Source organism: Pseudomonas sp. CCI3.1, assembly GCF_034313985.1.
GTDB classification, from domain to species: Bacteria; Pseudomonadota; Gammaproteobacteria; order Pseudomonadales; family Pseudomonadaceae; genus Aquipseudomonas; species Aquipseudomonas psychrophila.
On sequence record NZ_JAVIWO010000001.1, the window covers coordinates 3,343,444 to 3,366,851 of the forward strand.

Annotated in this window: 24 protein-coding genes and 1 pseudogene; 16 read left to right on the top strand and 9 right to left on the bottom strand. The window is 57.7% G+C overall.

The window, feature by feature from the left end:
* The first annotated feature begins 19 nt into the window (after window positions 1-19).
* Window positions 20-1,570: a phospholipase D family protein gene (locus RGV06_RS15240; RefSeq protein ID WP_037032670.1), complete on the top strand. Its 1,551-nt coding sequence runs from the start codon at window positions 20-22 to the stop codon at window positions 1,568-1,570.
* On the opposite strand, the gene RGV06_RS15245 is transcribed toward RGV06_RS15240, so the two are convergent.
* Window positions 1,571-2,719, bottom strand: a complete 1,149-nt coding sequence (locus RGV06_RS15245; protein ID WP_019828209.1) for an MFS transporter — start codon at window positions 2,717-2,719, stop codon at window positions 1,571-1,573.
* A 139-nt stretch (window positions 2,720-2,858) separates the two neighbouring features.
* Complete coding sequence (locus tag RGV06_RS15250; RefSeq protein ID WP_019828208.1) at window positions 2,859-4,352, bottom strand: aldehyde dehydrogenase; 1,494 nt, start codon at window positions 4,350-4,352, stop codon at window positions 2,859-2,861.
* 169 nt (window positions 4,353-4,521) lie between these two features.
* Between RGV06_RS15250 and RGV06_RS15255 the strand changes: the two genes are divergently transcribed.
* Together RGV06_RS15255 and RGV06_RS15260 are read left to right on the top strand one after the other, a co-directional pair.
* Window positions 4,522-4,884 carry a cupin domain-containing protein gene (locus RGV06_RS15255; RefSeq protein WP_019828207.1) on the top strand — a complete coding sequence of 121 codons (363 nt, stop codon included), beginning with the start codon at window positions 4,522-4,524 and terminating at the stop codon, window positions 4,882-4,884.
* Window positions 4,885-5,113: 229 nt separating this feature from the next.
* Window positions 5,114-5,410 carry an I78 family peptidase inhibitor gene (locus tag RGV06_RS15260; protein ID WP_019828206.1) on the top strand — a complete coding sequence of 99 codons (297 nt, stop codon included), beginning with the start codon at window positions 5,114-5,116 and terminating at the stop codon, window positions 5,408-5,410.
* Between the two features lie 100 nt (window positions 5,411-5,510).
* Here the strand turns inward: RGV06_RS15260 and rpmG are convergent, their stop codons facing one another.
* Both rpmG and rpmB read right to left on the bottom strand, forming a co-directional pair.
* Window positions 5,511-5,666 (bottom strand): 50S ribosomal protein L33, encoded by a 156-nt coding sequence (gene rpmG / locus RGV06_RS15265; RefSeq protein ID WP_003437824.1) that lies wholly within the window; start codon window positions 5,664-5,666, stop codon window positions 5,511-5,513.
* A gap of 11 nt (window positions 5,667-5,677) precedes the next feature.
* Complete coding sequence (gene rpmB, locus RGV06_RS15270) at window positions 5,678-5,911, bottom strand: 50S ribosomal protein L28 (RefSeq protein ID WP_019410280.1); 234 nt, start codon at window positions 5,909-5,911, stop codon at window positions 5,678-5,680.
* A 502-nt stretch (window positions 5,912-6,413) separates the two neighbouring features.
* Between rpmB and RGV06_RS15275 the strand changes: the two genes are divergently transcribed.
* On the top strand, window positions 6,414-8,000 hold the full coding sequence (locus RGV06_RS15275; protein ID WP_048352570.1) for an ABC transporter substrate-binding protein: 1,587 nt from the start codon (window positions 6,414-6,416) through the stop codon (window positions 7,998-8,000).
* 3 nt (window positions 8,001-8,003) lie between these two features.
* Here RGV06_RS15275 and radC read toward each other — a convergent pair whose 3' ends face one another.
* Entirely contained in the window at window positions 8,004-8,678 is a 675-nt protein-coding gene (gene radC / locus RGV06_RS15280) for a RadC family protein (protein ID WP_322150386.1), read from the bottom strand.
* 122 nt (window positions 8,679-8,800) lie between these two features.
* Between radC and coaBC the strand changes: the two genes are divergently transcribed.
* The 4 genes and pseudogenes from coaBC (at window position 8,801) to argB (ending at window position 12,949) form a co-directional block, all read left to right on the top strand.
* The gene (gene coaBC, locus RGV06_RS15285) at window positions 8,801-10,009 is read left to right on the top strand and encodes a bifunctional phosphopantothenoylcysteine decarboxylase/phosphopantothenate--cysteine ligase CoaBC (RefSeq protein WP_019828202.1); all 1,209 of its coding nucleotides are present in this window, start codon (window positions 8,801-8,803) and stop codon (window positions 10,007-10,009) included.
* A gap of 5 nt (window positions 10,010-10,014) precedes the next feature.
* Entirely contained in the window at window positions 10,015-10,470 is a 456-nt protein-coding gene (gene dut / locus RGV06_RS15290) for a dUTP diphosphatase (RefSeq protein WP_019828201.1), read from the top strand.
* A gap of 171 nt (window positions 10,471-10,641) precedes the next feature.
* Window positions 10,642-12,018: pseudogene (locus tag RGV06_RS15295) on the top strand (phosphomannomutase/phosphoglucomutase); the annotation flags it as partial.
* 25 nt (window positions 12,019-12,043) lie between these two features.
* The gene (argB, locus tag RGV06_RS15300) at window positions 12,044-12,949 is read left to right on the top strand and encodes an acetylglutamate kinase (RefSeq protein WP_019828199.1); all 906 of its coding nucleotides are present in this window, start codon (window positions 12,044-12,046) and stop codon (window positions 12,947-12,949) included.
* A gap of 111 nt (window positions 12,950-13,060) precedes the next feature.
* Here the strand turns inward: argB and pyrE are convergent, their stop codons facing one another.
* Window positions 13,061-13,702 carry an orotate phosphoribosyltransferase gene (pyrE, locus tag RGV06_RS15305; RefSeq protein WP_046810733.1) on the bottom strand — a complete coding sequence of 214 codons (642 nt, stop codon included), beginning with the start codon at window positions 13,700-13,702 and terminating at the stop codon, window positions 13,061-13,063.
* Window positions 13,703-13,784: 82 nt separating this feature from the next.
* Here pyrE and RGV06_RS15310 point away from each other — a divergent pair, with 82 nt between their 5' ends.
* Window positions 13,785-14,564 carry an exodeoxyribonuclease III gene (locus tag RGV06_RS15310; protein ID WP_003437806.1) on the top strand — a complete coding sequence of 260 codons (780 nt, stop codon included), beginning with the start codon at window positions 13,785-13,787 and terminating at the stop codon, window positions 14,562-14,564.
* 146 nt (window positions 14,565-14,710) lie between these two features.
* Here RGV06_RS15310 and RGV06_RS15315 read toward each other — a convergent pair whose 3' ends face one another.
* Together RGV06_RS15315 and rph are read right to left on the bottom strand one after the other, a co-directional pair.
* Window positions 14,711-15,079 carry a DUF4870 domain-containing protein gene (locus tag RGV06_RS15315; protein ID WP_019828196.1) on the bottom strand — a complete coding sequence of 123 codons (369 nt, stop codon included), beginning with the start codon at window positions 15,077-15,079 and terminating at the stop codon, window positions 14,711-14,713.
* 49 nt (window positions 15,080-15,128) lie between these two features.
* Window positions 15,129-15,851: a ribonuclease PH gene (gene rph / locus RGV06_RS15320; RefSeq protein ID WP_019828195.1), complete on the bottom strand. Its 723-nt coding sequence runs from the start codon at window positions 15,849-15,851 to the stop codon at window positions 15,129-15,131.
* A gap of 194 nt (window positions 15,852-16,045) precedes the next feature.
* Between rph and RGV06_RS15325 the strand changes: the two genes are divergently transcribed.
* The 6 genes from RGV06_RS15325 to RGV06_RS15350 all read left to right on the top strand — a co-directional run bounded on the left by RGV06_RS15325 (window position 16,046) and on the right by RGV06_RS15350 (window position 21,354).
* Window positions 16,046-16,909, top strand: a complete 864-nt coding sequence (locus RGV06_RS15325) for a YicC/YloC family endoribonuclease (RefSeq protein WP_019828194.1) — start codon at window positions 16,046-16,048, stop codon at window positions 16,907-16,909.
* A 13-nt stretch (window positions 16,910-16,922) separates the two neighbouring features.
* Window positions 16,923-17,543 (top strand): guanylate kinase, encoded by a 621-nt coding sequence (gene gmk, locus RGV06_RS15330; protein WP_019828193.1) that lies wholly within the window; start codon window positions 16,923-16,925, stop codon window positions 17,541-17,543.
* A gap of 168 nt (window positions 17,544-17,711) precedes the next feature.
* Window positions 17,712-17,975, top strand: coding sequence for a DNA-directed RNA polymerase subunit omega (gene rpoZ, locus RGV06_RS15335; protein ID WP_016782707.1), 264 nt, complete (start codon window positions 17,712-17,714; stop codon window positions 17,973-17,975).
* A 60-nt stretch (window positions 17,976-18,035) separates the two neighbouring features.
* The gene (gene spoT / locus RGV06_RS15340) at window positions 18,036-20,141 is read left to right on the top strand and encodes a bifunctional GTP diphosphokinase/guanosine-3',5'-bis pyrophosphate 3'-pyrophosphohydrolase (RefSeq protein ID WP_019828192.1); all 2,106 of its coding nucleotides are present in this window, start codon (window positions 18,036-18,038) and stop codon (window positions 20,139-20,141) included.
* 24 nt (window positions 20,142-20,165) lie between these two features.
* Complete coding sequence (locus RGV06_RS15345) at window positions 20,166-20,546, top strand: RidA family protein (RefSeq protein ID WP_019828190.1); 381 nt, start codon at window positions 20,166-20,168, stop codon at window positions 20,544-20,546.
* 67 nt (window positions 20,547-20,613) lie between these two features.
* On the top strand, window positions 20,614-21,354 hold the full coding sequence (locus tag RGV06_RS15350) for a hypothetical protein (RefSeq protein WP_322150390.1): 741 nt from the start codon (window positions 20,614-20,616) through the stop codon (window positions 21,352-21,354).
* Window positions 21,355-21,379: 25 nt separating this feature from the next.
* Here RGV06_RS15350 and RGV06_RS15355 read toward each other — a convergent pair whose 3' ends face one another.
* Window positions 21,380-22,237 carry an SDR family oxidoreductase gene (locus RGV06_RS15355; RefSeq protein ID WP_322150392.1) on the bottom strand — a complete coding sequence of 286 codons (858 nt, stop codon included), beginning with the start codon at window positions 22,235-22,237 and terminating at the stop codon, window positions 21,380-21,382.
* A gap of 189 nt (window positions 22,238-22,426) precedes the next feature.
* Here RGV06_RS15355 and exbB point away from each other — a divergent pair, with 189 nt between their 5' ends.
* Window positions 22,427-23,407, top strand: a complete 981-nt coding sequence (gene exbB, locus RGV06_RS15360; RefSeq protein ID WP_019828187.1) for a tonB-system energizer ExbB — start codon at window positions 22,427-22,429, stop codon at window positions 23,405-23,407.
* Window position 23,408 lies beyond the last annotated feature (1 nt).

Sequence of the window (23,408 nt, forward strand, 5' to 3'; positions counted from 1 at the left end):
CGGCCCGAGGCTCTACACGTTGAAATCACTCTGTGCATTGTTTTTGGCTGTATTGCTGGGAGGTTGTGTCACTTTGGACGTGCCCCGTGAGCCAACCCAGGCGTTGCCAGCCGCAGACTCAGCCTTTGGCCGTTCGATCCAGGCCCAGGCTGCGCCTTATCAGGGTCGCTCCGGGTTTCGCCTGCTGCCTAACAGCGGTGAAGCGTTCAGGGCCCGGGCCGAACTGATCCGTAACGCGCAAAGCAGCCTCGACCTGCAGTACTACATCGTCCACGACGGGCTGAGTACACGCATGCTGATTGACGAACTGCTCAAGGCGGCAGATCGCGGCGTACGCGTACGGATCCTGCTCGATGACACCGCCAGTGATGGCCTGGACGATATCCTGGCGACACTTGCGGCTCATCCCACTATCCAGATTCGGTTGTTCAACCCTCTGCAACTGGGGCGCAGTACGGGCGTGACCCGAGGCATGGGGCGGTTGTTCAACCTTTCGCGCCAGCACCGACGCATGCACAACAAGCTCTGGCTGGCCGATAACAGCGTAGCGATTGTGGGTGGGCGTAATCTGGGAGATGAGTATTTCGATGCCAAGCCCGAGCTGAATTTCACCGATATCGACCTGCTCAGTGTCGGTCCGGTGGCTGAGCAGCTGGGGCACAGTTTTGATCAGTACTGGAACAGCGCCCTTAGCCAGCCAATTAGCGATTTTGTCTCATCCCGGCTGTCTGCAGCTGAGCTGACCAAGGCACGCAAAAAACTGGAGGCATCACTCAAGCTTGCGCAGCAACGCAATCAAGGGCTGTATCAACAATTGGCTTCGTATGAAACCAATCCCCAGCTGGATGTGTGGCGCAAAGAGCTGATCTGGGCCTGGAACCAGGCGTTGTGGGATGCGCCGAGCAAGGTGCTGGCCAGGGGCGAGCCAGACTCGCACTTGCTGCTGACCACGCAGTTGGCGCCGGAGCTGGCAGGAGTGAATCAGGAACTGATCCTGATTTCGGCCTATTTTGTGCCGGGTGAAACCGGATTGGTGTACCTGACAGGTCGTGCGGATGCCGGGGTCGATGTTCGTTTATTGACCAATTCGCTGGAGGCGACCGACGTACCCGCTGTCCACGGTGGCTATGCGCCCTATCGAAAGGCGCTGCTGGAACATGGGGTAAAGCTTTTTGAGCTGCGTCGCCAGCCGGGTAGCAGCGGCGGCAGTGGCCCGCGCCTGTTCAAGCACGGGATGAGCTCGGATTCGAGCCTGCACAGCAAAGCGATGATTTTCGATCAGCAGAAATCATTCATTGGCTCTTTCAATTTTGACCCGCGTTCGGGGTTGTGGAACACCGAGGTCGGCGTATTGGTAGACAGCCCGGAACTGGCCGCCGAGGCCCGCAAGTTGGCCCTGCAGGGCATGGCTCCGGCCTTGAGTTACGAGCCAAAGCTGGAACAGGGCAAGATCGTCTGGGTGACTGAAGACAACGGCCAGCTCCACACCTTGCATCGGGAACCGGGCAACTGGTGGCGCCGGTTTAATGCCTGGTTCAGCAAGAGTGTGGGGCTGGAGAAGATGTTGTAACTACGAGGCCGCTGCCTGCTCAGCTCCGAATGCCCCTTGGCGTAACACCAGGATCACCAATATCAAAGCGCCTGCGGCCATGAACAGCGGCAAGGAATGCCCGCTGATCCACTGACTGCCCGCGCCAGCGGCCAATGGCCCGATCAGGCAGCCGATGCCCCACAGTTGCGCGATGTGGGCGTTGGCGCGCACCAGGGCGTCGTCACGGTAGCGCTCGCCGATCAGAATCAGCGACAAAGTGAACAGGCCACCGGCGCTGGCGCCAAAGATCACCCACAGCGGCCAGATCAGCAGCGTATTGAGCAAGAACGGCACTGCCAGGCTCGACAGCATCAGCAGCACCGCGCAGCTGGTAAACAGCGAGCGCCGGGACAGGCGGTCGGCCAGCGCGCCAATCGGCAGTTGCAGCAGGGCGTCGCCCACTACCACGGTGCTGACCATCGCGAGTGCGATATCTGCGGTAAAGCCTTGACGCAGGCAGTAGATGGGCAGAAGCGTAAGAATCATCGCCTCAAAAGCAGCAAACAGCGCTACGGCCCATGCAATCGCCGGTAAGCCTCGACAGAAGCCCAGTAAATCCTTGAAGGTCACGCTGCATGATTCGGTGGTCGGTGCGCCGTCGCGGCCCATCAGCAGTAAAGGCGCGAGGGTCAGTAATGCAACGCCGATCCAAAATCCGTAGTTGCCTTCAGAGCCGACCAGGCCCAGCAGCAGTGGCCCGGACAGTTGGCTCAAGGCATAGGCCGAACCATACAGCGCAACCAGACGACCTCGCCATTGTTCGACCACCAGTTGGTTGATCCAGCTTTCGCCGAGAATAAAAATAATCGTGAGTACCACGCCGATCAGCAGCCGTAGCACCAGCCACACGGGATAGCTGGGCAGCAACGCCAGTAGCCCGATGGACAGCGCGCCACACCACAAACACAGGCGCATCAGGCCGGGCGTGCCGAAGCGGGCTGCCAGCTTGCTCGCCACGCTGGCGCCCACCAGTACGCCAATGGCCGGCATGGCGGCCATGACGCCAATCGCGAACCCGCCGTAGCCCCAGCTTTCAAGCCGAAACGAGACCAGTGGCATGCTCACGCCCAGTGCCAGGCCGACACTGAGAACCGAGGCCAGTACGGCGAAATAAGTCGCCCAACGCATGTCTGCGCTCCAATTGTGTGGTGTAAAAACCAGTGTGGGAGCGAGCCTGGCTCGCGAAGAAAACACAGCGGTCTGTCAGTCAGACCCAGTGCTGCCATCGCGAGCAGGCTCGCTCCCACAAGGTGTAGCGGTTAAATATTTACAGCTTGATCCAGGTGGATTTCAGCTCGGTGTATTTGTCGAACGCATGCAGCGACTTGTCACGACCGTTGCCCGACTGTTTGAAGCCGCCAAACGGTGCGGTCATGTCGCCACCATCGTACTGGTTGATCCACACGCTACCGGCACGCAGGGCTTTGGCGGTCAGGTGAGCCTTGGAGATGTCTGCCGTCCAGACCGCTGCAGCAAGGCCGTAAGGCGTGTCGTTGGCGATCTGGATGGCTTCTTCGGCGCTGTCGAAAGTGATGACCGATAGCACTGGACCGAAGATTTCTTCCTGGGCGATTTTCATCGCGTTGCTGACGCCGTCGAAAATCGTCGGCTCAACGTAGGTACCGCCGGTTTCCTGCAGGATTCGATTGCCGCCCGCTACCAGTTTTGCGCCTTCGCTATGGCCGGACTCGATGTACGACAGCACGGTGTTCATTTGCTGGGTATCGACCAGAGCGCCCACGGTGGTAGCCGGGTCCAGCGGGTTGCCGGGCTTCCAGCCTTTAAGGGCCTGGATTACCAGAGGCAGGAACTTGTCCTTGATCGAACGTTCCACCAGCAGGCGCGAACCGGCGGTGCACACTTCACCCTGGTTGAAGGCGATGGCGCTGGCAGCGGATTCGGCTGCAGCTTGCAGGTCCGGTGCGTCGGCGAAGACGATGTTCGGGCTCTTGCCGCCGGCTTCAAGCCAGATGCGCTTCATGTTGGATTCGCCGGAATAGATCATCAATTGCTTGGCGATCTTGGTCGAGCCGGTGAACACCAGGGTGTCGACGTCCATGTGCAGTGCCAGAGCCTTGCCGACAGTATGGCCATAGCCTGGCAGCACGTTGAGTACGCCCGCTGGAATACCGGCTTCAACGGCCAGAGCTGCGATACGGATGGCAGTCAATGGGGATTTTTCGGACGGCTTAAGGATCACCGAGTTACCGGTCGACAGGGCAGGGCCCAGTTTCCAGCAGGCCATCATCAGCGGGAAGTTCCACGGCACGATAGCAGCGACAACGCCGACGGCTTCACGGGTCACCAGGCCCAATTGGTCGTGCGGAGTGGCAGCGACTTCGTCGTAGATCTTGTCGATGGCTTCGCCGCTCCAGCTCAGCGCACCGGCGGCACCGGGCACATCGATGCCCAGGGAGTCACTGATCGGCTTGCCCATGTCCAGGGTTTCAAGCAGTGCCAGTTCTTCGGCGTTTTGTTTCAGCAAGCCGGCAAAGCGGATCATCGCGGCTTTGCGCTTGGCCGGAGCCAGGCGGGACCACACACCGGATTCAAAGGTCTGGCGTGCATTTTCTACAGCTCGCTGGGCGTCAGCGCTGTCGCAGCTGGCAACCTTGCCCAGCAAGCGGCCATCAACCGGGCTCAGACACTCGAACGTTTCGTTGGAGACCGCATCGGTGTACTCACCGTTGATGTAGGCGCGACCTTCGATTTTCAGCTCTTGGGCCCGTTGTTCCCAATCAGCACGCGTCAGGGTGGTCATTCGAGTGTCCTCCTCTCTATTGAAATGGAAACGCCACCCTAAACCAGTGGCCCTGGAACTTTCAATATATTTGACACGAGTGTCGCAAACGGCATGGCTTGTTCGTTTTAATAAACATAGACTTTGGTTTTCTGACCGCATACACCGCAATTTCGGGGGGACAAGAACCATGAGCATCGCAACCATCGTCGATTTCAGCACTGCCAACACCCAGGCTGATCGCTTCAGCCCGGCACCGGAAAAGGTGCTCAAGGGTGCCCCTGAACAAGTTATCCACAACCATTACGACAGCCCGTGCGGGCAAATGAGCGCGGGCGTGTGGGAAGGCGCTGTGGGCCAGTGGACGGTCAATTACACCGAGCACGAATATTGCGAAATTGTGCAGGGCGTTTCTGTATTGCGTGACCATGACGGTAACGCCAAGACTCTCCGGGCCGGTGATCGTTTTGTCATCCCGGCAGGTTTTCGCGGGACGTGGGAAGTGCTTGAGCCTTGTAGGAAGATTTACGTGGTGTTTGAACAGAAGGTTTGAAACCGCTGATCCAGAGCGCTTTAAGAGCCCTGCCTGATATTGAGGGCGGGGCTTTTTTATGGGCATTTGCCGCACCTTGAAAGACAAACCAGGAAACACGTCGCCGCGGATGCGGGCGTCAAAGTGAGCCAGTCTTTGGAGGGCAAGGAATTGCGGTGCCAAACACTCATGGACGAGCAGGCACTGTCAGCCTCCGCACTCACTATGGATTATTTAACAAGGATGAATCATGTCGAAGATGACTGTTTCCAAAATCGCCGCGCTGGCGGCAAGCATGATGCTCGCAGCGCTTTCACTGCCTGCGATGGCTGCTGAAGAGGGCCTGTGCGATAAGAATTTGACGCTCAACTATGTGGTTGCACCTGAAGTGACGCCGCAGTTGGTGGAGTTCTGGCGCAACATTTACGGAGCCCGGGAGGTCCGCGTGGAGGTCCCTGGCGAGGGCTATACCAAGGAGTTCAATAGCTATCGCCTGAGGGTGTTGGTCAACGAAGGTAAAAAACTCAGTTCCCTGAGTTGTGGTTGAGCAGGGTGCCGTAGCGCTGTGTAAGTACGGATAAAACCGTAGGCAACAAAAAAGGCCCGTATCGTGAGATATGGGCCTTTTTTGTAAGAAGTAAAACCAATTACTTGATTTTGGCTTCTTTGTAGATCACGTGCTTGCGAACCCGCGGATCGAATTTTTTGATTTCGATTTTGTCCGGAGTGGTGCGCTTGTTCTTATCAGTGGTGTAGAAATGGCCTGTACCAGCGCTCGACACCAAACGGATCAATTCACGCATGATTAGCTCCCTTAGATCTTGCCAGCACGGCGGATTTCGGCCAGCACGACAGTAATGCCACGCTTGTCGATGATACGCATGCCTTTAGCAGATACGCGCAGACGAACAAAACGTTTCTCTTCTTCAACCCAGAAGCGGTGATGCTGCAGGTTCGGCAGGAAACGACGACGGGTTTTGTTATTTGCGTGGGAAATGTTATTCCCAGTCACCGGACCCTTACCGGTAACTTGACAGACTCTCGACATGCCTCAGCCCTCTAAAACCACATGCCCAACCCGGCATGGGTTGGCCGCTTAATCTCTCAGTCATGGCGCCAGGCGCCGCGTTTCTTTAAGGGTCTTACCGGCTACACCTACAAACGCAGGAACCGGGCCCCTAGAAAAGAGCGCTGCTTTATACCAGAAAGACTAAAGAGCAACAACAGGCAGTGTGATTTGCTGTAATTAATGAAGCCGCCATTTTAACGCCAATCCACGCGGCGTCTATGCCTTAAAGCGTTTTACCGCTCGTCGCGGGGTGAAAGACTTGAGGTGGAATTTGCACCTGTTGTCGCTGCCGTAGGCTGCGAAAAGACCCGCACTGACTCGGGAAAACGGGTTGCTTCGCAACCCTTCGCAGCCTGCGGCAGCGACTACAGGGCTTCAAACGCCATTAAAAAGTAGTCATTTGAGTAGCGGAACACTAGGGTAGGACTTTTCCAGACTGCATGTGCAGATGGGCCTCATCGACTTGTAAAGGAAACAGATCATGCGCCTCGCTGCCATCCCCTTTGTGCTCACCTTTTGCCTGACCCCACTGGTACAGGCGGCCACTTTGAGCGTTTGCACCGAGGCCAGCCCCGAAGGATTCGATGTGGTGCAGTACAACTCGCTCAGTACCACCAATGCCTCGGCAGACGTGCTGATGAACCGCCTGGTGGACTTTGACGCCCAGGCCGCCAAGCTGGTGCCTGGCCTGGCGCAAAGCTGGTCAGTGTCCCCTGATGGCCTTGTGTACGACTTCAAGCTGCGTCCTGGCGTCAAGTTTCACAGCACACCCTATTTCACCCCGAGCCGAGAGCTGAATGCCGATGACGTGCGTTTCAGCTTCGAGCGCATGCTCGACCCTGCAAACCCGTGGCACAAGGTGGCTCAAAGCGGTTTCCCCCATGCTCAATCCTTGCAGTTGCCAGAACTGATAAAAAAGATCGAAACGCCGGACCCCCTGACGGTCCGTTTCACGCTCAGTCGTCCTGATTCCACCTTTCTGCCAGCGTTGAGCATGGGTTTTGCCTCGATCTACTCGGCCGAGTACGCCGACAAACTGATGAAGGCCGGCACCCCTGAACTGATGAACAGCCAGCCGATCGGCACCGGACCTTTCGTGTTCAGCCGATTCCAGAAAGATGCGGTGGTACGTTACAAGGCCAATCCGGACTATTTCGCAGGCAAGCCCGCAGTGGACGGGCTGATTTTCGCCATCACGCCGGACGCCAACGTGCGGCTACAAAAATTGCGCCGTAATGAGTGCCAGATTGCGCTCTCGCCCAAGCCACTGGACGTGGCGGCAGCGATCAAAGACCCCGCGTTGGCGGTCACGCAAACCCCTGCCTTCATGACTGCGTTTGTGGCCATCAACAGTCAGCATCCGCCTCTGGACAAGCCTGAGGTGCGCCAGGCCATTAACCTCGCTTTCGACAAGGACACTTATCTCAAGGCCGTGTTTGAAAACAGCGCCCAGGCCGCCAACGGTATTTACCCGGCCACTACCTGGAGTTTCGCCAAAGACTTGCCGGGGTATGCCCACGATCCTCAAAAAGCCCGCGATCTCCTGGCCAAGGCCGGCTTTAAAGACGGTTTTAAAACCACCATCTGGACGCGTCCGACCGGCAGTGTGCTTAATCCGAACCCAAGTCTGGGGGCGCAGTTGTTGCAGGCCGATTTGGCCAAGATCGGTATCCAGGCCGACATTCGAGTGATCGAGTGGGGCGAGCTGATTCGCCGCGCCAAAGCGGGTGAGCACGACCTGCTGTTTATGGGCTGGGCAGGTGATAACGGCGACCCGGACAACTTTCTGACGCCGCAGTTTTCATGTGCGGCGGTGAAGTCCGGGACCAACTTTGCGCGTTATTGCGACAAGACTCTGGACAGTTTGATCAGCGAGGGCAAAACCCTTACCGATCAGGACAAGCGCAGTGCGCTGTATCAAAAGGCCCAGGCGCAGATCCAGCAGCAGGCGCTGTGGCTGCCGCTGGCGCATCCGACGGCCTACACACTCACCCGCAAAGACGTTCAGGGTTATCAGGTGAGTCCTTTTGGGCGTCAGGACTTTTCGACGGTCAGCGTTAAGCCTTGAGCGCTACATCCAGCCGTGTTCGACCATTGAAAGGGGGTGGCCGTCGCCGACGATGAAATGATCCAGCACCCGCACTTCGATCAGATCCAGGGCCTGGATCAAGCGTTTGGTCAAAGTGCGGTCCGCCTGGCTGGGCTCGGTGACGCCGGAAGGGTGGTTGTGGCAAAAAATCACCGCTGCCGCGTTATGAGCAAGTGCTCGCTTGACCACTTGGCGCGGGTAAACGCTGGCGCTGTCGATTGAGCCCCTGAAGAGCACTTCGAAGGCCAGCATGCGGTGCTTGGAGTCCAGAAACAGGCAGCCAAAGACCTCATGAGGCTCATGGCGCAGCAGCGATTTCAGATAATCCCGAACCGCTTGCGGGCTCTCTAGCGCGCTGTCTCTGCGCAAGCGTTCAGCAAGGTGGCGACGGCTCATTTCCAGTACCGCCTGCAGCTGGCTGAACTTGGCGGGCCCCAGCCCGACCTGGCGACAGAACGCGCGTAGATCGGCCTCGAGCAAGGCTCGCAGGCTGCCGAATTCAGTAAGTAAATGACGGGCCAGATCGACCGCGCTTTTGCCCGAAACCCCGGTTCGCAAGAAAATTGCCAGCAGTTCGGCATCGGACAGACTGGATGATCCGTGTTCCAAAAGCTTCTCGCGCGGCCGCTCGGCTGCGGGCCAATCTCGAATGCTCATAACACCTCCTTGTGAGTGGGCGCCGCTGTTCCCTGGCAGGCGCTGTGTTATCTTAGCCCATCATTTTTGCGTGGCATTTGGCCATTTTCCGCGCAGTCATCATCGAACTAAAAGGCAGGCCTATGCAGCGGCTGTATCGAAAACGCATTGTTTTGGGCGTCGGCGGCGGCATCGCGGCTTACAAGAGTGCAGAGCTGGTTCGTCGCCTGCTGGATCAAGGCGCAGAAGTACGGGTTGTCATGACCCGGGGCGGCAGCGAATTCATCACCCCTCTGACCATGCAGGCGTTGTCCGGGCACCCCGTTCATCTGGATTTGCTCGACCCTGCAGCTGAAGCGGCCATGGGGCATATCGAGCTGGCCAAGTGGGCCGATCTGGTGTTGATTGCGCCGGCAACTGCTGACCTGATTGCCCGTCTCGCCCAAGGCCTGGCGAATGATCTGTTGACCACGCTGGTGCTCGCCACCGATGCAACGGTGGCCATTGCGCCTGCGATGAACCAGGCCATGTGGCGTGATCCGGCCACTCAGGCCAATACCCGACTGCTTGAGAGTCGTGGTCTGCGTGTGTTTGGCCCCGCCTCCGGGAGTCAGGCCTGTGGTGACGTAGGTTTTGGCCGCATGCTGGAAGCGGATGACCTGGTGCACAGTGCTGCCGAGTGTTTTCAACGCCAAGTGCTGACCGGCAAGCACGTGCTGATTACGGCAGGTCCGACCCAGGAAAACATCGACCCGGTGCGCTACATCACCAACCACAGCTCCGGAAAAATGGGCTTTGCCCTGGCCGAAGCGGCCGTTGAAGCCGGTGCTCGTGTAACGTTGATTACCGGGCCGGTCCACCTGCCTACCCCGGATCGGGTCAGCCGCATCGACGTGGTCAGTGCTCGAGACATGCTCGCGGCGTGTGAAGCCGCGATCCCGTGTGACGTGTTTATTGCCTCTGCTGCAGTTGCGGACTATCGACCTGAAGTCGTTGCCCCGCAAAAACTCAAGAAAGACCCTACCAAGGGCGACGGCCTGTTGCTGCAGATGGTGCGCAATCCAGACATTCTGGCCACCATCGCTTCGCGTCCTGACCGCCCTTTTAGTGTCGGCTTCGCCGCAGAAACCGAGCACTTGCTCGATTACGCTGCGCGCAAGCTCAAAGACAAAAACCTCGACCTGATTGTCGCCAACGATGTGGCTAACCCCAGCATTGGCTTCAACAGTGAAGAGAACGCATGCAGCGTGATTGACCGCGAACTGCACGCCACTGTGTTTGCCCAGACCAGCAAGGGCAAGATTGCCCGCCAGCTGATCACTTTTATCGCCGAACGTCTGAACCAGGTTTAACTCGTATGCACGCTTTGCAAGCCAAGATCCTTGATCCACGCATTGGTAACGAATTCCCGCTGCCGCAGTACGCCACTCCCGGCTCCGCAGGTCTGGACCTGCGCGCCATGCTTAAACAAGACACCGTTCTGGAACCGGGCCAGACCCTGCTGATCCCGACCGGCCTGTCGGTGTATATCGGAGATCCCGGCCTTGCCGCGCTGATCCTGCCGCGCTCGGGCCTGGGGCATAAGCACGGCATCGTGCTGGGCAACCTGGTCGGCCTGATCGACTCTGATTACCAGGGCGAGCTGATGGTGTCGTGCTGGAACCGTGGCCAGACCGCATTCAACATCACTATCGGCGAGCGTATCGCTCAGTTGGTGCTGGTGCCGGTGGTACAGGCGCATTTTGAGCTGGTCGAAGAATTCGACGAAAGCCAGCGTGGCGCTGGCGGTTTTGGGCACTCAGGCAAGCTCTGACTGTGCAGCATCAGGTCAGGCGTTCTGCCTGGACTGATCCGTTTGGCGTGGTAATTCAGGATGAAATTCACGCAGATGCATTTACCCTATTCGTTGTCCACATCGATGTCGCCCCCTCCCGAATCCTCAGAACATGGAGTCCTCTCTGCAATGATTAGCCAAGCTTCGGTCGCCCCCCAATTCCCAGACAGCATTTTTCGCGCTTACGACATTCGTGGCGTGGTACCCCAAACCCTGACCGCTGAAACCGCGTACTGGATTGGTCGAGCCATTGGTGCCGAGAGTCTGGCCAAGAATGAGCCAAACGTGTCAGTTGGGCGGGACGGTCGCTTGTCCGGCCCTGAATTGGTCGAGCGTTTGATACAGGGTGTGGCAGACAGTGGCTGCAAGGTCAGCGATGTGGGCCTGGTGCCGACGCCTGCGCTTTATTACGCCGCTAACGTGCTAGCGGGCAAGTCGGGCGTGATGCTTACGGGCAGCCATAACCCGTCGAACTACAACGGTTTTAAAATCGTGATCGCGGGCGATACTCTTGCCAACGAACAGATTCAGGCGCTGCACACGCGTTTGAAAACCAACGATCTGAGCTGGGGCGAGGGCAACATCGAGCGTGTAGATATCCTGTCGCGCTACGCAGATGTAATTACTCAGGACATCAAGCTGGTCAAGCGTCTGAAAGTAGTAGTGGACTGTGGCAACGGTGCTGCGGGTGTAATTGCACCGCAACTGATTGAGGCCTTGGGCTGTGAGGTAATCCCGTTGTTCTGCGAGGTGGATGGTAACTTCCCCAACCACCACCCGGACCCCGGAAAACCAGAAAACTTGGTGGATCTGATCGCCAAGGTTAAAGAGACCAATGCCGATGTCGGTTTGGCCTTTGATGGTGATGGCGATCGCGTGGGTGTAGTGACCAATAAAGGCACCATGGTGTTCCCGGATCGCTTACTGATGTTGTTCGCCCAGGATGTGCTGGAGCGCAACCCGGCGGCCGAGATCATTTTCGATGTGAAATGCACACGCCGCCTGGCACCTTGGATCGAAGAGTGTGGCGGTCGACCCCTGATGTGGAAAACCGGTCATTCTTTGATCAAGAAGAAGATGAAGGAAACCGGTGCCCTGCTGGCAGGCGAAATGAGCGGGCATATCTTTTTCAAGGAGCGCTGGTTCGGTTTCGACGACGGTATTTACAGCGCTGCACGCCTGCTGGAGATTCTCAGCAAGCGCCAGGAAACAGCTGAGGAGCTGTTTGAGACCTTCCCGAACGATATTTCTACGCCTGAAATCAATATCGATGTGACGGATGAGAGCAAATTCAGCATCATTGAGGCTCTGCACGACGCTCAATGGGGTGACGCCGCCGAGCTGACGTCCATTGATGGTGTGCGGGTTGACTACGCTCATGGCTGGGGCCTGGTTCGCGCATCCAATACCACCCCGGTGCTGGTGCTGCGATTTGAGGCCCAAACCGAGGCTGAACTGCAACGCATCAAGGACGTCTTTCACGCTCAATTGAAGCGTGTGGCCCCTGATCTTCCACTACCGTTTTGATCGACTTGTTCTACCGGAGCCCTGAATGACCCTCGAACGTGATGCCGCCTCCAACGTCGCCAAGGTTTTGTCCGAAGCGCTGCCCTACATTCGCCGTTACGTCGGCAAGACGCTGGTGATCAAGTACGGCGGCAACGCTATGGAAAACGACGAACTGAAAACCGGTTTTGCCCGTGACATCGTGTTGATGAAGGCCGTGGGTATCAACCCGGTCGTAGTACACGGTGGCGGGCCGCAAATCGGTGATTTGCTCAAGCGTTTGTCCATCGAAAGTCATTTCATCGACGGGATGCGCGTGACTGACTCTCAAACCATGGATGTGGTGGAGATGGTACTTGGCGGTCATGTGAACAAGGAGATCGTTAACCTGATCAACCGTCATGGCGGCAGCGCCATCGGCCTGACAGGCAAGGATGCGACCCTGATTCGCGCCAAAAAAATGGTTGTGACCCGTCAGACGCCGGAAATGACCAAGCCTGAAATCATCGACTTCGGTCATGTGGGCGAGGTCATCGACATTAATACCGACCTGCTGCACATGTTGACCAAGGGCGATTTCATCCCGGTGATCGCGCCGATCGGTGTGGGTGCCAATGGTGAGTCCTACAACATCAACGCGGACCTGGTGGCGGGCAAGGTTGCCGAAGCTCTCAAGGCCGAGAAGCTGATGCTGCTGACCAACATTGCAGGCCTGATGGACAAGGAAGGTAAGGTGCTGACCGGTCTGACAACTGCTCAGGTGGATGACCTGATAGCCGACGGCACCATTTACGGCGGCATGCTGCCAAAAATTCGTTGCGCGCTGGAAGCCGTACAGGGTGGCGTGACCACGGCACACATTGTTGACGGCCGTGTACCAAATGCCGTGCTGCTGGAAATCTTCACCGACACCGGTGTTGGGACGCTCATTACCAACAGCAAACCGCTGTAAGCAGAACAAAAAAGCCCCGCCCGGTGATGCCGGGCGGGGCTTTTTTTCACTTGAAAATCTGTGGGAGCGAGCCTGCTCGCACCCACGCTTCTAGTGAGTCATGGGCGGGGGTTAAATCCCGTACTGCGCCCGGTACGCTTCAACGGCAGGCAGGTACTGTTGTAGCGTTTCGTCTTCGGCCAGGAACTGCAAAACCTGGTTCAACGACACGATGCTGATCACCGGAATGCCGAAGTCGCGCTCGACCTCCTGGATGGCCGACAACTCGCCATTGCCGCGCTCCTGACGGTTGAGGGCAATCATCACCCCCGCGGCCTTGGCGCCTTGGGCCTGGATGATCTGCATGACTTCACGGATGGCGGTGCCAGCGGTGATCACGTCGTCAATAATCAGGATGTCACCTTCGAGCGGCGATCCGACCAGGCTTCCACCTTCGCCGTGGGCCTTGGCTTCCTTGCGGTTGAAGCACCACGGCATGTCGCGGTCGTGGTGCTCGGCCAGTGCTACAGCAGTGGTCGCAGCCAAGGGAATACCCTTGTAGGCCGGGCCAAAGAGCACATCGAAGGAAATGCCGCTGTCAACGATGGCAGCAGCATAGAAGCGCCCCAGTTGAGCCAGCGCAGAACCTGTATTGAACAGGCCGGCATTGAAGAAGTAAGGACTGGTACGCCCCGACTTCAGGGTGAACTCACCGAAGCGCAGTACGCCGCGATCGATGGCAAAACGGATGAAGTCGCGCTGATACGCTTGCATGAAAAAAGCCCCAGATACCACGGATTTAGCTAATTAGTAAGACCGCGTGTATCATACACGCACGTGATTTTTGGGGCCATTTATGCGGATCATCAGTGTGAACGTCAATGGTATTCAGACGGCAGTCGAGCGCGGTTTGCTCAGTTGGCTGCAAGCTCAGAATGCCGACGTTATCTGCCTGCAGGACACCCGCGCCTCCGCCTTTGAACTGGACGATCCAGCTTACCAGCTCGATGGCTACTTTCTTTACGCCTGCGAAGCTGAAGTCCCTGCCCAAGGCGGTGTGGCTTTGTATTCGCGGTTGCAACCGAAAGCAGTCATCACTGGGCTTGGCTTCGAGACGGCCGATCGCTACGGGCGCTACCTGCAAGCCGATTTCGATAAGGTCAGCATCGCGACCTTGCTGCTCCCTTCGGGGCAGAACGGCGATGAAGACTTGAACCAGAAGTTCAAGCTAATGGACGACTTTGCGCGCTACCTTGATAAGCAGCGTCGCAAACGTCGTGAGTACATCTACTGCGGCTCGCTGTATGTGGCGCAGCAGAAACTCGACATTAAAAACTGGCGTGACAGCCAGCAATCGCCTGGTTTCCTGGCGCCTGAACGGGCCTGGATGGATGAGATTGTCGGCAACATGGGCTATGTCGATGCCCTGCGTGAAGTCAGTCGTGAAGGCGATCAGTACAGCTGGTGGCCGGACAACGAACAAGCCGAGATGCTCAATCTGGGCTGGCGTTTCGACTACCAGTTGCTGACACCAGGCTTGCGTCGCTTTGTACGAAGTGCTCGTTTGCCGCGTCAGCCACGGTTCTCGCAACATGCGCCATTGATCGTGGACTACGACTGGACACTGACTATCTAAGTGTTTGTCGCCGTCATAAAAAATGCCCGTATCGTTCGATACGGGCATTTTTTGTGCGCAACCCATTGTGGTGGCGGGCGATGTGGGAGCGGGCTTGCTGGCGTTGATACCATCGCGGGCAAGCCCGCTTCCACAAGGTCAATGTGTTACTTCAATGGGCGCCAGGTGAAGGGATAGCGGTATACCACCCCGTCATTGGCCTTCACGCCTGCGATCACCACCAGCACCACTGCGCCGATCAGCACCAGACCGAGCAAGGCGAACCCGACCAGTATGAACATCAGCACGTAGCAAATAGCTGAAGCAATCGCCACGGTGATCTGAAAGTTCAGTGCTTCCTTGCCCTGGTCGTCGATAAAGGGATCGCTCTCGCGCTTGAGTTGCCAGAGGATCAGCGGGCCGATCAGGCTGCCAAACGGAAACCACATCCCGAGAAACGCCGAAAAGTGACAAAACATGGCCCATTTACGAGCGTCGCGGCTCGGTTGGGGTTTTGAAAGGTCCAGCTCACTCATAGCGCTCTCCGGTGGGTCGTTTGAAGGCTTTGACAATCAATCCGGCCGTTTAGTCCGCCAGGGCAGCGTGCTGCAGGGCGAAAATTTCATTCATGCCTTTTTGTGCCAGTGCGAGCATCGCATTCAGCTCTTCAGGCTGGAATGGCGCGCCTTCCGCAGTGCCCTGAACTTCGATGAAACCACCGCTGCTGGTCATCACAACGTTGAGATCGGTTTCGGCTGCCGAATCTTCAGGGTAGTCCAGGTCAAGGACCGGTACACCCTGGTACATGCCAACCGATACGGCTGCGATCATTTGCTTGATCGGGTCGCCGCCTTTGAGGCCGCCACGCTTTTTGATGATTTTCAGTGCATCGACCAGTGCAACCATGGCGCCGGTGATGGACGCGGTACGGGTGCCGCCATCAGCCTGGATCACATCGCAGTCGACGTACAAAGTGATATCGCCCAGTTTGGACATGTCCAGTGCTGCGCGCAGGGAGCGGCCGATCAGGCGCTGGATTTCCAGGGTGCGCCCGCCTTGCTTGCCGCGGCTGGCTTCACGCTGGTTACGGTCGCCGGTAGCGCGTGGCAGCATGCCGTACTCGGCAGTCAGCCAGCCTTGGCCCTGGCCTTTGAGGAAGCGCGGTACGCCGTTCTCGACGCTGACGGTGCAGATGACTTTGGTGTCACCGAACTCGACCAGTACAGAACCCTCTGCGTGTTTGGTGTAGTTGCGGGTGATGCGGATCGGGCGGAGCTGATCGGCAACGCGACCACTTGGACGTTTCATGTGGGATACCTGTACGGGACGGAAAACTGCCGAGCATTATAAAGGAAAGGCCGTGGCGGCGCAGGAAGCGTCGGTTTGTCATCATATGAGCGTATTTGCGACCGACGTCATTTGGGGCCATCCGCTGCACTGCGTTACAATCGGCGGTCTTAATTGCCGTCAGGCCTAATTCATTAAATCGCGAGGTACCGTCCATGGTGCATAGCATGACCGCCTTTGCCCGCGTCGAAAGCGCCGGCACTCAGGGCACCCTGAGTTGGGAGCTGCGCTCGGTCAACAGCCGCTACCTGGAGCCGCACCTGCGTCTGCCTGAATCTTTCCGTGATCTCGAAGGTGCAGTGCGTGAAGCACTGCGTCAGGGGATTTCGCGAGGCAAGCTGGAATGCACCTTGCGTTTTACCGAAGAAACCACTGGCAAGCCGCTGCAGGTTGATCGCGAACGTGCCGCGCAACTGGTAGCCGCTGCCGAGACCATCGCCAGCCTGATCAAGCAGCCGGCCCCGCTCAACCCGCTGGAAGTGCTGGCCTGGCCTGGCGTTCTGGTGGCGGATGCAAGCGACCCGCAAGCCTTGAATACCCAGGCCTTGGCATTGTTCAAGCAAGGCCTGCAGGAGCTGAAAAACGGCCGCGAGCGCGAAGGCGCGGAGCTGGCCCGTTTGATCAGCGAGCGTTTGACGGCGATTGAAGGTGACGTCGACACCCTGCGCGAGCTGGTGCCGCAAATGCTCGCCACTCAGCGCCAAAAGGTGCTCGATCGCTTTGCCGACATGAAGGCCGAACTTGATCCGCAGCGTCTTGAGCAAGAAATGGTCATGCTGGCGCAAAAAAGCGATGTCGCCGAAGAGCTGGATCGCCTCAGCACCCACATTCTTGAAGTGCGACGCGTGCTCAAGTCGGGAGGGGCTGCGGGCCGCCGTCTGGACTTCCTGATGCAAGAACTTAACCGTGAGGCCAATACCCTGGGCTCCAAGGCATTCGATCCACGCAGCACCCAAGCAGCGGTCAACCTCAAGGTGTTGATCGAGCAGATGCGTGAACAAGTACAGAATATTGAGTAAGGCACCCCCTGACATGAACCACAGCACTGGCACCCTTTATATCGTTTCTGCCCCTTCGGGCGCAGGCAAGACCAGCCTGGTCAAGGCGCTGATCGACGTTGAGCCGCAGATCCGGGTTTCGGTTTCGCACACTACCCGCGCCATGCGCCCGGGTGAAGTGAATGGCGTGAACTATCATTTCGTCGAGCGCGAAGAGTTCGTGAAAATGATCGAGCACGGTGACTTCCTGGAGCGCGCCGAAGTCTTCGGCAACCTTTACGGTACCTCGCAAAGCCATTTGCAGCAGACCCTGGATGAAGGCCATGACCTGATTCTGGAAATCGACTGGCAGGGTGCGGAGCAGGTCCGCAAGCTGATGCCGCAGGCGCGTTCGATCTTTATCTTGCCGCCAAGCCAGGAGGCCTTGCGTCAGCGTCTGGATAACCGCGGCCAGGACAGCGATGAAATCATTGACGGCCGGATGCGCGAAGCCGTGAGCGAAATGAGCCACTATGTCGACTATGACTACCTGATCATCAATGACGATTTTGCCTTGGCGCTTGAGGATCTGAAGGCCATTTTTCGGGCCAATCGCCTCCAGCAAAAACGTCAGCAGCAGCGATTTGGCAAATTACTGGCCGAACTGCTCGGTTAAACAGCTCTTCCCAAAACCCCTGTAAGGGCTTTACATTGGCGCTTACAGGGGTTTTTGGTGCAGTGCCCGAAAAATCAGCGCTTCCCTAATGGCTGGTGATTTTTTAAACTGTTCAGTCCGCTCGCCCATCCGGGCAGCGCGCATATTGCATTTGCTACGAGGAAGACCATGGCCCGCGTAACCGTTGAAGACTGTCTAGAACACGTGGATAACCGCTTTGAGCTGGTCATGCTCTCTACCAAGCGTGCCCGTCAACTGGCCACCGGCGGTAAAGAGCCTCTGGTGCAGTGGGAAAACGACAAGCCTACCGTTGTTGCCCTGCGCGAAATCGCAGAAGGCCTGATGAGCTACGAGTTTATCGCCAACGCTGAAATCGTCGAAGACGAACCGCTGTTCGCAGCGTTCGAGGACGAGTCCAACGAGGCGAACTAAGCCTATGCCCGGTCGACGTAGCACGGCGAAGGGTAAAAAGTTTTGGCAGGAGGTTTCCTCATGCCGAGCATAGACGCCCTCGCCGATCGCTTGTCGGCGTACCTCGGCCCGGACCAGGTCAATCTGGTCCGCCGGGCGTACTTCTACGCAGAGCAAGCCCACGACGGCCAACGCCGACGTAGCGGCGAGCCATATGTCACGCACCCGCTGGCAGTGGCAAACATTCTTGCCGATATGCATATGGACCATCAGAGCCTGATGGCAGCCATGCTGCATGACGTCATCGAAGACACCGGTATTGCCAAAGAAGCGCTCGTTGCGCAGTTCGGTGAGACCGTGGCCGACCTGGTCGATGGGGTCAGCAAACTGACTCAGATGAACTTCGAAACCAAAGCCGAAGCCCAAGCTGAAAACTTCCAGAAGATGGCCATGGCCATGGCACGTGATATCCGCGTGATCCTGGTGAAGTTGGCTGACCGTCTGCACAACATGCGCACCCTCGAAGTGCTGTCCGGCGAAAAACGCCGACGGATTGCCAAGGAAACCCTGGAAATCTACGCACCCATTGCCAATCGGCTGGGTATGCACAGCATTCGTATCGAATTCGAAGACCTCGGTTTCAAGGCGATGTACCCGATGCGTTCTGCGCGCATATATCAGGCGGTCAAGCGCGCCCGGGGCAACCGCAAGGAAATCGTCAACAAAATCGAAGAATCGCTCAGTCACTGTCTGGCCATTGATGGCATTCAGGGCGAAGTCAGCGGTCGTCAAAAACATATCTACGGCATCTACAAGAAGATGCGCGGCAAGCGTCGGGCCTTCAACGAGATCATGGACGTTTATGCGTTCCGTATCATCGTTGACAAGGTCGACACCTGCTACCGCGTGTTAGGTGCTGTACATAATTTGTACAAACCCTTGCCGGGGCGTTTCAAGGATTACATCGCCATTCCCAAGGCCAACGGCTATCAGTCGTTGCATACCACGCTGTTTGGCATGCATGGCGTACCGATCGAAATTCAGATCCGTACCCGTGAGATGGAAGAAATGGCCAACAACGGTATCGCCGCCCACTGGCTGTACAAGTCCAGTGGCGACGAGCAGCACACGGGCACGCACGCCCGGGCGCGGCAGTGGGTCAAGGGCGTGCTGGAAATGCAGCAGCGCGCAGGCAACTCCCTCGAATTTATCGAAAGCGTGAAGATCGACCTGTTTCCGGACGAAGTCTACGTGTTCACGCCCAAAGGCCGGATCATGGAGCTACCCAAAGGCTCCACAGCGGTCGACTTTGCTTACGCCGTTCACACCGATGTCGGCAACAGCTGCATTGCATGCCGGATCAATCGCCGCCTGGCCCCGTTGTCCGAACCACTGCAAAGTGGCTCCACGGTCGAGATCGTCAGTGCGCCCGGCGCCCGGCCCAATCCGGCCTGGCTCAACTTTGTGGTCACCGGCAAGGCGCGCACGCACATTCGTCATGCCCTCAAGCTGCAGCGTCGTTCCGAGTCGGTCAACCTGGGCGAACGCCTGCTGAACAAGGTGCTCAACGGCTTTAACAGCTCGCTGGACAAAATCCCGGCCGAGCGCGTTCAGGCGATGCTCCAGGAATACCGTCTGGAACAAATTGAAGACCTGCTCGAAGACATCGGCTTGGGCAATCGCATGGCTTACGTGGTTGCTCGACGTCTGTTGGGCGAAGGCGAGGCTCTGCCGAGCCCTGAAGGTCCGCTGGCGATTCGCGGTACAGAAGGTTTGGTGCTCAGCTACGCCAAATGTTGTACGCCGATCCCGGGGGATCCGATTGTTGGCCATTTGTCGGCGGGTAAAGGCATGGTTGTGCACTTGGACAACTGCCGCAATATCAGTGAAATCCGCCATAACCCCGAAAAGTGCATCCAGCTTTCGTGGGCCAAGGACGTTACCGGCGAATTCAACGTCGAATTGCGCGTCGAGCTGGAACACCAGCGCGGCCTGATTGCGCTGCTGGCCAGTAGCGTCAACGCCGCCGACGGCAACATCGAAAAGATCAGCATGGACGAACGCGATGGTCGCATCAGCGTGGTCCAACTGGTAGTCAGCGTGCACGACCGCGTGCACCTGGCTCGCGTGATCAAAAAACTGCGCGCCCTTACCGGGGTAATCCGCATCACTCGTATGCGTGCGTAGCCAACTAATTACAAGGAGTCACCCATGACCAAGACTGTTATCACCAGCGACAAGGCACCTGCTGCAATCGGTACTTATTCTCAGGCGATCAAAGCTGGCAATACTGTCTACATGTCCGGTCAAATCCCGCTGGACCCAAAAACCATGGAACTGGTTGAAGGCTTTGAGGCCCAGACCATTCAGGTATTCGAAAACCTGAAGTCGGTAGCTGAAGCCGCTGGTGGGTCGTTCAAGGACATCGTCAAGCTGAACATCTTCCTGACGGACCTGAGCCACTTCGCCAAGGTCAACGAGATCATGGGTACGTACTTCGAACAGCCGTACCCGGCCCGCGCCGCCATCGGCGTTGCAGCCCTGCCAAAGGGTTCGCAGGTAGAGATGGACGCTATTCTGGTTATTGAGTAACCCCCTCGGCGCAGCGTTTTCATGCTGCGCCAACCCCCGCTCCTCCTAGTTTCCAAAGGACCCCGCCATGCGCAAAGCGCTCGTGTTGTCACTGCTCACTTTTGTTTTGGGTGGTTGTGCCAGCGTACCCGCCCACCGCGACATCAGTGGTGTCTGGATCAATCAGGCCGCCATCGACGCAGCTGCCAATGGCGGCAACCTGCGTGAAGCCCTGCTGGCCTATGGGCCGAACCTTGAATGGGACATCGATGCCAAAAATTCGACGGCTTACTACACCAATGGCTTTGAGCTTGTTGAGGGCAAGTTGTTGCCCGCAGACGATGGTGGTTGGCAGGTCAGCTTTTATGGGAGCAGCGCTACGGGTCTGAGACTGGATGGCGAAACGCTTGTTCAGGACGAGACCGACGCAGAGCCCCGGCAGGCGTTTGTTCGTTCGCGTGTCAGTGTTGCAAGCGACGCGCCATTGGGCTCCAGCTTTGAAACGTCACTCAACTCTGCCTATATGGGCGGCAATTGGCGTGTGGTCAGCGGTATGGGCCAGGGCAATCAAGTGACTTTCACCCCGGACGGCAAGCTTCAAGGCCTGCCCGGCATCCAGGGTTACGTGCTGTGCCTGGCGGGCGATTGCGCATCGATGAGTGGCGAGTACGACAGCCTCTGGTTGCAGCAAGGTGAAATGGGTGCGGCGCACATTTTTGTTCGCGATGGCCGCAAACTGGAAATCTTCCAGGCGCTGGATGCTTCCGCCCCGGATGACATGCCCCAGTTTTACCCGGGGCAGCGTGAGTGGTTGCTGGAGAAACTGTAATAGCTGCTACGGTTTCCCCATAAACCTACGCTTTACCGTCCAGTATCGCGGCATAGCCCTCGCGATAACTTGAGTATCGAGGCTCCCAGCCCAGTGCCTTGGCGCGGGCGTTACTGCATCGTTTGCTCCCGGCCCGGCGAGTGCTTGTCTCTTCGGCCCACTCAGTCACCCCCAGACGTTCGCGCAACCAGCCGACCACCTCAGCCAAGGGGACCGGTGCGTTGTCGACGCCTATATAGGTGTCGTCCAGGGTTTTGCCCTCGCGATCTGCCTCAAGCAAAAACGCCAGAAGGCCCGCGGCGTCGTCGGCATGGATCCGGTTGCCATACAGTGGAGGATCGACAGCCACGCGATACCCTTTGCGCACCTGCCCCAGCATCCACTCGCGACCCGGTCCGTAGATCCCGGTAAGGCGCACTACGCTGGCTGCCAGCGCACTGTTCAGCGCCACCTGCTCGGCATCGAGCATGATGCGGCCAGAGTAATTCGACGCCTGGGCCGGGGAGGTCTCGTCAACCCACTCGCCGTCCTTCTGGCCAAAAACGCTGCTGCTGGACACGAACAGCAGCCGTTTAGGCCGTTGGCCGTTTTGCTCGAGCCAGTTAAGGGTGTGTTTCAAACCGTCGACATACGCTGCCTGATAACCTGCCTCGTCATGATCGGTCGCCGCCGCGCTGTACACCAGATAGTCGATCTGGCCGGTTGGCCATTGCGCCGGGCATTGCGCGCCGAACAAGTCGCCCGCCACCCCGATGACGCCTGCAGGTAAACGATCGATGGAGCGTCGCAGGCCATATACCTGCCAGTCACTGCCGAGCAACCGAGTGGCCAGGCGGCTGCCAATATCACCGCACCCGGCGATCAATACAGAAGCTTTTGGCATCGCAAAATCCCTAATGAAAAGTTACAAAACGACGTGATTTGACACGACCTAAGTCGTGACTTTCGAAAAAAACAGATGCTATTGCTTTTGTTAACAAGAATTACTTGCAATAATAACGCATCATTTTGCCCCTGGTCTTACACCGCGTTGTAGGGCATTACCTCATTACTTTCCTCAGGTCCGGCTAGCATGACACGCAATCATTCCACCGCTTCGCCAACCCAGCTTTTGAGCCCATCACGCGTCTGGCGTGGGGTAGTGGCGCTGATGTTCAGCTTGATGTTGGCACCTGTCGCGGCCTATGCCGACGAACCTGCTGCCCCTGCCGCACCCGCTGCTACTGAAGCTGCTGCCCCGGCACCTGTCGCAACACCGGGTGCGACTGATCCTACACTGGTTGAGGGTGCTGTTGCCCCGGCTGATGACGCGCCGCAAATTATTGCCGAAGAAGATAACAGCCTGGGCATGGCCCATGACCTGTCGCCTTGGGGCATGTACAAAAACGCGGACATCGTCGTCAAAATCGTGATGATCGGTCTGGCCATCGCCTCGATCATTACCTGGACCATCGGGATCGCCAAAGGCTTTGAAGTGCTGGGCGCCAAGCGTCGTCTGCGCGTTGAAATCGCCAACCTTAAAAAAGCCCGCACCCTGAAAGAAGCCAGTGAGACAGCGGCCAAAGAAGGTACGTTGGCCCACCTGCTGGTGCAGGACGCCCTGGAAGAAATGCGCCTGTCGGCCAACAGCCGTGAAAAAGAAGGCATCAAGGAGCGTGTGAGCTTCCGTCTTGAGCGTCTGGTAGCCGCTTGCGGCCGCAACATGAGCAGCGGTACGGGCGTACTCGCCACCATCGGTTCCACCGCACCGTTCGTCGGTCTGTTCGGTACGGTATGGGGCATCATGAACAGCTTTATCGGTATCGCCAAAACCCAGACCACCAACCTAGCCGTCGTTGCGCCGGGTATTGCTGAAGCCCTGTTGGCCACGGCGCTGGGTCTGGTTGCCGCGATCCCTGCGGTAGTGATTTACAACGTTTTCGCCCGTTCCATCACCGGCTACAAGGCCCAGGTGGCGGATGCGTCTGCTGAAGTGTTGCTGTTGGTTAGCCGTGACCTCGATCACCTGCCGCCCGAGCGTAGCTCGCAACCGCACATGGTGAAAGTGGGGTAAT